The organism is Candidatus Binatia bacterium, assembly GCA_036382395.1.
Lineage (GTDB): Bacteria > Desulfobacterota > Binatia > HRBIN30 > HRBIN30 > JAGDMS01.
Genome location: DASVHW010000259.1, coordinates 19067 through 29219, shown reverse-complemented (window position 1 = coordinate 29219; position 10153 = coordinate 19067). Strand labels below are relative to the sequence as shown.

General features: G+C 62.6%; 10 protein-coding genes and 1 pseudogene. 6 read left to right on the top strand and 5 right to left on the bottom strand.

The features are described 5' to 3' along the window. A partial coding sequence (locus VF515_12195; protein HEX7408395.1) for an alanine dehydrogenase occupies positions 1–364 on the top strand: 364 nt, incomplete at its 5' end. 62 nt (positions 365–426) lie between these two features. On the opposite strand, the gene VF515_12190 is transcribed toward VF515_12195, so the two are convergent. The 4 genes from VF515_12190 to VF515_12175 all read right to left on the bottom strand — a co-directional run bounded on the left by VF515_12190 (position 427) and on the right by VF515_12175 (position 3376). After that, positions 427–921 (bottom strand): universal stress protein, encoded by a 495-nt coding sequence (locus VF515_12190; GenBank protein HEX7408394.1) that lies wholly within the window; start codon positions 919–921, stop codon positions 427–429. A gap of 165 nt (positions 922–1086) precedes the next feature. Beyond that, a complete protein-coding gene (locus VF515_12185; GenBank protein ID HEX7408393.1) occupies positions 1087–1770 on the bottom strand; it encodes an HAD-IA family hydrolase in 684 nt (227 codons plus the stop codon). Positions 1771–1800: 30 nt separating this feature from the next. Continuing rightward, the gene (locus VF515_12180) at positions 1801–2667 is read right to left on the bottom strand and encodes a VOC family protein (GenBank protein HEX7408392.1); all 867 of its coding nucleotides are present in this window, start codon (positions 2665–2667) and stop codon (positions 1801–1803) included. A gap of 52 nt (positions 2668–2719) precedes the next feature. Beyond that, on the bottom strand, positions 2720–3376 hold the full coding sequence (locus VF515_12175) for a metallophosphoesterase (protein HEX7408391.1): 657 nt from the start codon (positions 3374–3376) through the stop codon (positions 2720–2722). A 1008-nt stretch (positions 3377–4384) separates the two neighbouring features. Here VF515_12175 and VF515_12170 point away from each other — a divergent pair. From VF515_12170 to VF515_12150, 5 genes and pseudogenes are all read left to right on the top strand, one after another. Further along, the gene (locus VF515_12170) at positions 4385–5230 is read left to right on the top strand and encodes an RNA methyltransferase (protein ID HEX7408390.1); all 846 of its coding nucleotides are present in this window, start codon (positions 4385–4387) and stop codon (positions 5228–5230) included. Then, a complete protein-coding gene (locus VF515_12165) occupies positions 5230–5442 on the top strand; it encodes a hypothetical protein (GenBank protein HEX7408389.1) in 213 nt (70 codons plus the stop codon). The genes VF515_12170 and VF515_12165 overlap by 1 nt, the downstream gene beginning before the upstream one ends. Further along, positions 5439–6638 (top strand): DNA recombination protein RmuC, encoded by a 1200-nt coding sequence (locus VF515_12160; protein HEX7408388.1) that lies wholly within the window; start codon positions 5439–5441, stop codon positions 6636–6638. The genes VF515_12165 and VF515_12160 overlap by 4 nt, the downstream gene beginning before the upstream one ends. A 137-nt stretch (positions 6639–6775) precedes the next feature. After that, the gene (locus VF515_12155; GenBank protein HEX7408387.1) at positions 6776–8035 is read left to right on the top strand and encodes a M48 family metalloprotease; all 1260 of its coding nucleotides are present in this window, start codon (positions 6776–6778) and stop codon (positions 8033–8035) included. 216 nt (positions 8036–8251) lie between these two features. Beyond that, positions 8252–8710 (top strand): annotated as a pseudogene (locus VF515_12150) (acetyl-CoA C-acyltransferase). A 48-nt stretch (positions 8711–8758) separates the two neighbouring features. Here VF515_12150 and VF515_12145 read toward each other — a convergent pair. After that, entirely contained in the window at positions 8759–10108 is a 1350-nt protein-coding gene (locus tag VF515_12145) for a patatin-like phospholipase family protein (protein ID HEX7408386.1), read from the bottom strand. Positions 10109–10153 lie beyond the last annotated feature (45 nt).

Sequence of the window (10153 nt, the reverse complement as noted above, 5' to 3'; positions counted from 1 at the left end):
GACGCGTAAGATGGTGCGTACCATGAAACCCGGCACTGCCATCGTGGACATCTCGATCGATCAGGGTGGGTGCATCGAAACCTCCCGCCCGACCACGCTCGACGCGCCCATCTATATTGCGGAGCGCGTCGTCCACTATTGTGTCACCAACATGCCGGCGATCGTGCCGCGCACGTCGACCTTTGCGCTGACCAACGCCACGCTATCCTATGCAGTGGAGTTGGCGGAGAAGGGACTGCGGCGCGCCCTGCGCGAGAACCCGGCTCTGCAACGCGGGGCCAACGTGTTGGACGGCCAGGTGACGCACGCCGGCGTAGCGGAAGCCTTCGGCCTGGAGCACACGCCGGTCGAACAACTGATCTAGCGTAGGGCCGATCGCGTCTCGCAGGACTCCGGCGATACGCGATTCACCCGCCGATATGCGCCTCAGCGAGCCTTCGCCGGTGCTTTTTTCACCGGCTTCCGCTGCTTCGTTCCCACGCCGCGTACCGTGAGTACCGGGCAGGAGGCCGTGCGTACGACCTTCTCCGCGACGCTGCCCATGAACATGTGTGCCAGGCCGGTCCGTCCGTGGGTGGCCATGATGACCAGGTCGGCGCGCTCACGGTTGACGCTGTCGACGATGACCTGCGACGCCGAACCGGTCTTGATCACTGTCCGGAAGCGCCGCCCCTGTTTCTTCAGTGTGGCAGCGATGCGCGCGAATTGCTGCTCTCCCAGACGGCGTTGCTCGTCCAGCAGCATGGCCACATTCGCGTTCACGGCGTACATGTCCGTCGGCGTGGCGTAGTAGATCGGCTCCACGACGTAGAGCAGCAGAAGTTCGGCGCCGAAGGTCTTGGCGAAGTCACCCGCGTAGGTCAGCGCGTTGAGGGAGTCAGTGGAAAAATCGACAGGAACAAGTATCCGCTTGATCAGCATAAGCCGGCTCCTCCTCCAGAGCTGCTGTCGATACTATGCGATCGGTAGGCGCAAGGCAAAAACGACACTGACCAGCCTCGGTGCTCAGAGAATGGTGGCGGGGGACTGCGTGCCCGCCGCGGTGAGCTCGCGCGCAGAGTCCTGCGCCCACCAGGTTCCTTTTCGCTAGACCAATGTCAGCAGCTCACGCAGATCCCGAACGCGGTGCGCGGGGTCGGTGGCTTCGGCCTGGCGGTCGATCAGGATGGCGCGCAGGCCGGCGGCGCGCGCGCCTTGGATGTCGAGGGTCTCGCTGTCTCCGACGTGCAAGGCTTCCGCGGAAGTGGCGCCGAGGCGTTCGAGCGCGATCAGAAAGATTCCGGGATCCGGCTTGGCGCAACCGGCCTGGCCGGACATGACCACGGCGTCGAAGAACCGCGCGATATCGAGCCCCTCGCAAATCGTGGTGAGCCGGCTGTCGAAGTTGGACACAATCCCCAGCCGGAAGCCGCGGCTGCGCAGCCCGCTGAGCGTTGGGATCACGTCGGAGAACAGTTCCCAATTCTCCGCCTGGGCGAAGTAGTCGAACAGGTCGCTGAAGAACTGTTCGAAATTATCGAAGTGGAAACCGGCAAACGCTGTGGTGACAACCTGTCTCCACCAGACTCGTTCCCGCCGCGGTATCTCCGCCTCTGCCACGCCGGGGAAACACATCGGGGGCATACACTGAAAGGCGGCGCGAAAGCGGCTCGCGATGACGTCAGGAGCGACGACGATCCCGTGGTGCGCGGCCACCGTCGCGTATGCCTGACCTACCGAGCCGCGCACGCGAAACAAGGTCCCTGCCGCATCAAAGAATATGACCGTCAACCTGAACCCTTGAACCCTCGAACCCCTGACTTATTCCTCCATATGAGGCGTCTGCCAGAACTGGATCAAAACGCCGTGCGCACTGCGGGGCGAGATGAAGGCGGTCTTGAGCTCGTCGCTGAAATCGGTCCGGTCCACGATGCGCACACCGTCCCCTTCGAGCTGCGCCAGCAGCGGGTCGAGCCGATCCACGTCCACGGAGATATGATGCAGGCCTTCGCCGCGCCGCTCCAGAAATCGCGTGACGAAGCCCGGCGATCGGCTCTCGTCCTGCGCGATCAGTTCGATCTTGTAGTTGTTGAGCAGGAAGTTGGTGAGCAGGAAGGTGCCTTCGTAGCCCGGATGCGGCTCGCGCACGGCGCGGATAGGGAAGTAGCGGCGGAAGAAGCCCAGGGTGGTCTCGATGTTGCGCACCGCCATGGAGACGTGATCGACCCGCACCTTGATGACCTCGCCGGAGCGCAGCCGGAACGGCACGCTGCGCGGCCGCTCCGGTTCCGTCATGTGTCCTACCTGCCAGAACTGCACGAGAACGCCGTGCGCGCTACGCGGCGAGATGAACGCGGTCATGTTGCCGTCCTGGGTCTGGTGCCGGTCGACGATGCGGAGGCCGTCGGCCTGCAGCCGATCGAGCAGTGGCTCCAGCTGCCCCACTTCGAACGAAATGTGATGCATGCCTTCGCCGCGCTTGTCGATGAACCGGCGCACGAAGCTGTCGGGACGGGTCGCCTCGATCAGTTCCAGCTTGAATTGTCCGATGTAGAAGTCGCACCAGTTAAAGTCATCGGTGTAGCCCGGGCACTTCTCGACCCGCATTTCAATCGGGAAGGCGCTGCGGAAAAACCCGAGGGCGGTGTCGATGTCGTTGACGGCAATTGAAACGTGGTCAACTCGCATATCATTCCGTGAGCCACTCATAAGCCACCAGCTAGCAGCGATCGCAAAATTATTAAAGGCGGTTCAACTCGGCCTCCAAGCCACCGGAGCGAAGTGAGACGACGATGTAGCCGCCGTCGCGAAAGGCGCCGGCGTTCACCACGGTGGTGCGACCGATGCGGTCGATGCCGGCGGATTCATGGACGTGTCCTGTGATGCATACTTCAGGCTGATACTGCTCGATGAAGGTCCGCACCTTCGGGCTGCCGACGTGTTGGCCGATGAGGATACGGTCGGTCGCCGTGTTCGCGGGAGGTGTGTGGCAGACCATCAATACGTGCGGCGCTTCTGCCACTTCGTTGTATCCACGGTCGAGCCATGCGCCGATCTCCTCGTCGGTGAATTCGGTGGGCGTATGAAAGGGCGTGAGGTTCGAGCCGCCGCACCCGAAGATGCCGAGCTCGCCGATGCGCCGCGACTCGCCGTGCAGGCTGATGCCGCGCTCACGCAAGACATCGATCACCTCCGGCCGATCTAGATTGCCGGACACCGCCAGCACTGCGCCTGCATGCCGCTGCGTGGCTGTCAACACCTGCTCCGCGTCCTCGCGCCCGCCGAAGTTGGTCAGATCGCCCGAGAGAATGACCAGGTCGGCCTTCTCCAGCTCCGGCGCCAGGCGTTCGATGGTCTGCAACGACATGTGGATGTCGCCGAAGGACACGATCCGCATAGAGGAATTCATACACAGGGGCCGCTGAACGGGTCAACATGGGCCCGGCGGATGGTACTGTTCGCCTTAGGGGCTGAGTGCCTAGCTCGGCAGACTTGCGGGAGGTGCTTCTAGATGCTCCTTGCGTTCGCGTTCTTGCTGTCTGCGACGGTAGATAAGCCTTGTAATAATGGCGCCATTATCCGGTAGTGTGTTCATTGAAATCCAACCGTATTTCGATGTAGTAATACCTTGATGCTGCGCCATGCACTTGCGCTGACAGGATTTCTGGCCCTGACGCTCGCCGCATGTGGATCGTCGAATCCGCCGCCGCTTGTTTCTGCGGACACGCCAACTCCGAGCGCGACGGCTGCCCCGACGGCCACGGCGTCGCCAACGGGAACACCGAGCGCCACGCCGACGCCTCCCTGCCTCGTGCCACCCACGCCATCTCCCTCTTGTGGCGAGCCCTTCGCTTATTCGTGCTTATTTGGGCCAGGATGCACGTTCCTCGGTTGCTTCTGCTCCACCCCCACGCCTTCGCCTACGAATTTGCAGACTGGAACCGCAACGCCGACACCGACTCGAACGCTCAAACCCGGATGCACTCCGAGCCCTATTCACACATTCGAGGCGCGTGGAGGTCGGTGTAGTAACGCCACGCCCTGCCCAAGTGATACCGTGTTTGGGCTAGACCTTTTCTGCCTCCCTGCGGATCAACGCGTAACTTACAGATTCGGTTGGTGCTATCCCTACGGCGTCCCGTGCTCGAACAGTGCCGACTGCCCACCGAACTTTGTCTGCACGGCGGATGCAGCCTGCGGTCGTCAACCATGCCAGTCAGACAAAGACTGCGACACGGGCTACTGTGTCGATTCCTTCTGCTATCAAGAGCTTGGAATCTGCGGCGTTTATCCACCGTAGGCGCCGATTCGGAATTCCAGAGCGACAGCCCATAGCCCATCGTGGTCGCCCGATTGAGCCAGAGGCGTTTTCTTCGTCTTCTTCGGAATGCTAGCATCCGTAGCGATGCCCTTGCGTAACATTCGCATCGTCTTGGTGCGGCCTCGCGGCGGCGCCAACGTCGGCGCCGTGGCGCGCGCCATGAAGAACATGGGCCTGTACGATCTGGTGCTGGTTCGCCCGGCCATCGTCCGCACCTTCTGGTCGAAAACCATGGCGGTGCACGCGGAGGACGTCCTGAACCGGGCACGCCGGTGCGACTCGCTGGCGGAGGCGGTGGCGGATTGCGGGTTGGTGGTCGGTACGACGTGCCGCAACGGCTTGTATCGGGAGGCGGCCGAGCCGCCCCGTGATGTTGCCATCCGCATGGTGACGGTGGCCCGGTCGAACCCGGTCGCCCTCGTCTTCGGTCCCGAGGACCACGGGCTCAGCAACGACGATCTCAAGCTCTGCCAGCAGTTGATCATCATTCCAACCGATTCCGGTTATGCTTCTCTCAACCTGGCCCAAGCCGTGATGGTGTGCTGTTACGAGCTCTTCCTGGCAGCCCAGAAGACGGTAAGCACGGCCCAGGTGCTGGCTACGGCGGAGCGGGTCGAGTTCATGTTTCAGCGCTTGCAAGCGGCCTTTCTGTCGATCGGCTTTCTCCACACCGACAATCCCGACCACATCATGTTCGCCTTCCGGCGTTTCCTCGGCCGCGCCCAGATGGAAGAGCGCGACGTCAGTATCTTGCTCGGACTGGCACGGCAGATTGAATGGTTCGGGCGCGGCGGCTGGCAAACGATGGCGGCGAAGCGCGGCCTTCACCCTGACTCCTTCGGCTTGGCTCAGGACACGCCTCTCCCAGAAGGCGAGAGGGAAAAGATTTCCGCGGGGGAGGGAACGGGACCTGCTCGGGAAGTCGGCTGATGGCGGTTGTCATTCCATTTCAGGATATCGTGCGCGCGCGCCGGCGGCAGCAGGAGCGTGCCTGTGCCGAGCGCTGCATCGAGATCATCGAATCCACGTTGCACTTGGCGTTGCATAGGTTGGATGCCGCCGAGCCTGAGGACCGCCCGCTGTTTGCGCGGCGCATCCGCAAACTGAGTGAGCTGCTCGAATACGTGGTGCAGACTCTGTGACCCTCACGATCGTTCTCAGCAGTGTTCTGGCCGCCGTCGTCGTTCTGCTGGTGGTGGTTCTCCTCCAGCAGCGGCGCGCTGCTGCCGGCTTGGAAGCCTTGAGCGCCGCCCGCGAGGCGGATCGCGCGCCGCTCATGCTGCAGCAACAGATCGATGGCTTGCGCACCGAGCTCGGGCGCTCGCTTGACGCCAGCACGCAGAACCTCAATCAGCAACTGGCCCAGGTGGCGGCGGCGGTTGGTCAACGGCTGCACGAAAGCGCCGAACTCATGCAGCAGACGCATCGGGCATTGGGCGAACGCTTGGATAGCACGGCGCAGGTGGTCGGTGCCGTGCACCGTAGCTTGGGTGGCCTCGAAGAAGCCAACCGCAAGATCTACGAGGTCGGCAAGGACATCGCGTCTTTGCAGCAAATCCTGCGAGCGCCGAAGCTGCGGGGTGGGCTCGGGGAGCTGTTGCTTGAAGACCTGCTCGCACAGATTCTGCCCGCCGATCACTTCGTGGCGCAGTACACTTTCCGCAACGGACAGAAAGTCGATGCGGTGATCAAGCTGGGGAATGGCTTGGTGCCGGTCGATTCCAAGTTCCCGCTGGAGAACTTCCGCCGCCTGTTGGACGCACACACTGACGACGAGCGGACACGGATGCGGCGCGCATTCGTCAATGATGTGAAGCGGCACATCGACGCCGTCGCAGCCAAGTACATCGTTCCCGACGAGGGCACGTTCGATTTCGCGCTGATGTATATCCCCGCCGAGAATGTCTACTACGAGATCGTGGTGAAGGACGAACAGGCCGGCGAGGCGCACATCGGCGAGTATGCCCTGGCCCGCAAGGTCATACCCGTGTCGCCCGGGTGTTTCTATGCCTACCTGCAGGCCATCGTCCTCGGCCTGCGCGGGCTGCGGATCGAGGAGCGCTCGCACGAGATCCTGCAACAGCTGGCGCGGCTACGTGGCGACTTCGACCGTTTTCGTCAAGACTTCCGTCTGGTCGGCCGCCATTTGACCAACGCGGCGTCGAGCTTCGCCGGCGCCGACCGGCGCCTGGAGCGCCTCGACTCGCGCTTCGCCAGCATCGCCGACAGCGATGGTGCCGCTGGCGAAGGGGCAGGAGATGCCGTGAAGGAACTCGCCGGCAAGCAGACGGCCTCGCTGTTCGCTGCGACCTCGGCTGCGTCCGCGAAGAAGCAGTAAGCCCAACTGCGAAATCGATGTGGAGCCGCGCGCACACAGGAATCCTATGGCGGGTACTTGCCGGCGTTTTGGCGGGGGCCCAGGTTGCCGTAGCCGGCTCGCTCACGGCCGAGCAGGAGTTGGGAAGGAAGTTCTCCATGGAGGCCCGCCGCCAGCTGCCGCTGATCGACGACGTGGAGGTCAATGCTTACGTTGACCACCTCGGCCAGAAGATCGTTGCGGCGCTTGGGGAGCAGCCGTTCAGCTACCACTTTTACGCTGTTCGTGACGCGCGTATCAACGCGTTTGCGGTGCCGGGCGGGTACGTCTACGTCCACGCCGGCCTGTTGACGGCGGCGAGCAACGACGACGAGGTTGCGGGCGTGCTCGGGCATGAGATTGCCCACGTCAACGCCCACCACCTGGTGCGCCAGGAAGAAGCGACGCGGTTGCTCAACTATGCGACGCTGCTCGGCACGCTGTTGTCAGTCTTGAGTCCGGCGGCCGGCGCCGGTGCGGTGGCCGTGAACGAGGCCGTGCAGCTGAAATACCGGCGCGAGTTTGAACAGGAGGCCGACTATCTCGCGGTCACCTACGTGCGGCAGGCGGGATACGATCCCGGCGGCATGCTGGACTTCTTCAAGAAGATGTTGGACCAGCAACGGCTGACGCCGACCTCGATGCCGCCGTATCTGCTCTCGCATCCCTTGACCGACGCGCGCCTTACCAATTTGGAAGCGGTGCTGCGCACGCACCAGTGGGACAAACGATCGCGGCAGCCGACCAGCCTCGAGTTGGCACGAGTACAGTTGCTGGCCCGTGCCCGTTTGGAGACAGCAAAGGATTTGGCGGAATCATACTGGAAGCAGGTAGCGGTGCATCCGGAGGATGCCCGCGGTCGCTATCTGCTGGGGTTGGCTTACTTCGAAACCGGATCGTTCGGCGCGGCCCGTGAAACCTTCGAATCGGTGCCGCAGTCAACGGTCGGTGACGTCTCCCGCGAACTCGGTCGAACATGGTTGCGTCTGCGTCAGTTGGAGAAGGCACGCGAGTTACTCAGCCGTGCCGCCGAGATTACGCCGGATGACCCGCTGGCGCATCACGAACTTGCCAAGACGCTCGAAGCGCTCAATGACGGTGAGGGCGCGATGCGCGAATACGAGCGAGCCCTGCAACTGGCGCCCGACCTCGAGGAAGCCCACTACAATCTGGGCATCCTGGCGGGTCGTGCGGGCCGGCCGGGCGAGGGCTTCTATCATCTTGGCGCCGCTTTCGAGCTGCGCGGTGAGTTTGACAAGGCGCTGAGCCAATTCAAGAAGGCCGAGCCGCTGCTCCCGCCGGGCAGCGATCGCGCGCAAGCGGCCCACGCGGAAGTGACGGAACTGTCCGACTACTTGAAACACGGGCCTTGGCGCTGACTCCTGTTGACTGAAACCTGGCACGCTGTTAGCTCGTCTTCAGTTGTGACTTCGGGCCTCCGTTCCGCAATCCGAATCCGGAGTCCCAAGCCGTAGTCGAAAGGGACGACGATGAGCGAAGCGTACATCATCGATGCCTGCCGCACCCCGCGAGGCCGCCGCAAGGGAAGCCTGGCCGGGGTCCATCCGATCGACCTCCTGGGCGTGCCGCTGACCGCCGGCAACTCCAGCGGCATCGTCGACGGCGCCGGCGTGGTGCTGCTGGCGTCGGAGCGGAAAGTCAAGGAATTGAAGCGGACTCCCCGGGCGCGCGTCGTTGATCAGGTGATTGTGGGGTCCGAGCCCGTGATCATGCTGACGGGGCCGATTGCCGCGACGCAGAAGGTGCTCAAGCGCAGTGGCTTGAAGATTGAGGACATCGACCTGATCGAAATCAACGAGGCCTTTGCCACGGTGCCACTGTGTGTGATGCGGGAGACCGGCATGGATCCGGAGAAGGTGAACGTCAACGGCGGGGCCATCGCCCTGGGCCACCCCCTGGGCGCCACCGGTGCCATGTTGATCGGTACCTTGATCGACGAACTGGAGCGCCGGAACAAACGCTACGGACTCTCGACGATGTGCATCGGCTTCGGTATGGGCATCGCTACGATCATCGAGCGGATATCGTCGTGATGCGTGAGGCGTGATTCGTGATTCGTGATCTGAGTCACGGGTCACGCATCACGCTACGCTGAGGTTGCGGCGCGGAACGTCGTGCGTCAGGACCCGCGACGTCTCTTCCGAGTCTTCTTCGCGGAAGCGCTCGACGCCCTCGCGCACCTGCCGCCGCGTCATCAGGATCCCATAACTTTCCATGATCTGCCTGATCAGCTCGTAGTTCTGCGTGATCGATTCAGTGACCGAGATGTACCCGTATTGCGCCGCGCGCAACCGTTGCCAGTAGGCCAGTGCGTTCAGCTGGAAGAAATGTACGTCGCTTTCCTTGGGTTCGATGACGATGATGTCCCCGCGGAAATTAGGATCATCCTGGTACTGTCGCAGTCCGTATTGCAGCCGTGAATGCAGCAAGGTGCGGAAGACCTGGTTGACCACCGTCAGCAAACCGCTTTCCGCTAGCGGGCGGCCCTCAATGATGTAGCTGCCGTTCTTTTCCGTCCGCCGTACGCGGTTGGAGAAGGGGCGAAACGGATTGTAGCAGATGACCAGGTCGGCGCCGTGCTCGATCGCCACATCGATGTTGGCGGTGCGGCGCACGCCGCCGTCCACGTAGTCGATCCCGTGGATCCGCGCCGGCTTGTAGAAGCCTGGCAACGCCGTCGATGCCTGCACCGCCTGCGACACCGTCGCTGACGTGTCCTCATCGTGGCCGAAGATGACCCGCTCCGCCGTGTCGAGATTCATGGCGCCGATGTACAACTCGCGTTTCGTGAGACGGTAGAGGTCGCGGAAGTCGTTGGGCAGGCCCGCATCTTCGAAGTTGCGACGTAGATACTGCTCGATGGTGCAGTTGTCGAAGAAACCTGACGGCAGGTAGTCGAATGGGGATGGAAAACCCCGCCGCTTGGCCAGCGCCTCGCCGATGGGCTCCAGGATGTCCTGGACCGCGGTGATACCGGGCTTACGCACTGCGTTAGAGAGCGGCTTTTGAATCTTGCGGGCGATATCGGGCATCTGGGCCAAGAGGTCGCCAACGGTTCCGGGCAAAAAGGACAGGACGTCGAGCGCGAACCGTGCCGGCTGCCTCATCAGATCACGCACATTCAAATTGTAGAAATCCGCAAGTCGAAAACGGCTGAACTCCTTGGACTTACCCTCCAGGCTCTTCAGCATCTCAGCCGGAGAGACGCCGGCCGCAAGCGGCGCGGCCAGCAGCCCGCCGGCGCTCAAGCCGACATACGTATCGAATCCCGTGGTCTTTCGATTGACGAGGAAATCGTCGAGGGCCTTCAGGCCACCGAGCTTGAAAGCTCCGCCGGTAATGGCACCGCCAGCGAGTACTAGAGCGACCTTTGCGTTCTTCTTGCGGACTGACAGGTCACTCTTTTGAACGATGGTAATCCCCACCGCCACCTCGCCATCGACTGGTACGTCTATAGGTACGCATGACGCACTTTG

Bases quoted from the DNA above. Each gene is read 5' to 3' on its own strand.
- VF515_12190 (HEX7408394.1), bottom strand. From the start codon at position 921: ATGCTGATCAAGCGGATACTTGTTCCTGTCGATTTTTCCACTGACTCC.
- VF515_12180 (HEX7408392.1), bottom strand. From the start codon at position 2,667: ATGCGAGTTGACCACGTTTCAATTGCCGTCAACGACATCGACACCGCC.
- VF515_12175 (HEX7408391.1), bottom strand. From the start codon at position 3,376: ATGCGGATCGTGTCCTTCGGCGACATCCACATGTCGTTGCAGACCATC.
- VF515_12170 (HEX7408390.1), top strand. From the start codon at position 4,385: ATGCCCTTGCGTAACATTCGCATCGTCTTGGTGCGGCCTCGCGGCGGC.
- VF515_12165 (HEX7408389.1), top strand. From the start codon at position 5,230: ATGGCGGTTGTCATTCCATTTCAGGATATCGTGCGCGCGCGCCGGCGG.
- VF515_12155 (HEX7408387.1), top strand. From the start codon at position 6,776: ATGGAGGCCCGCCGCCAGCTGCCGCTGATCGACGACGTGGAGGTCAAT.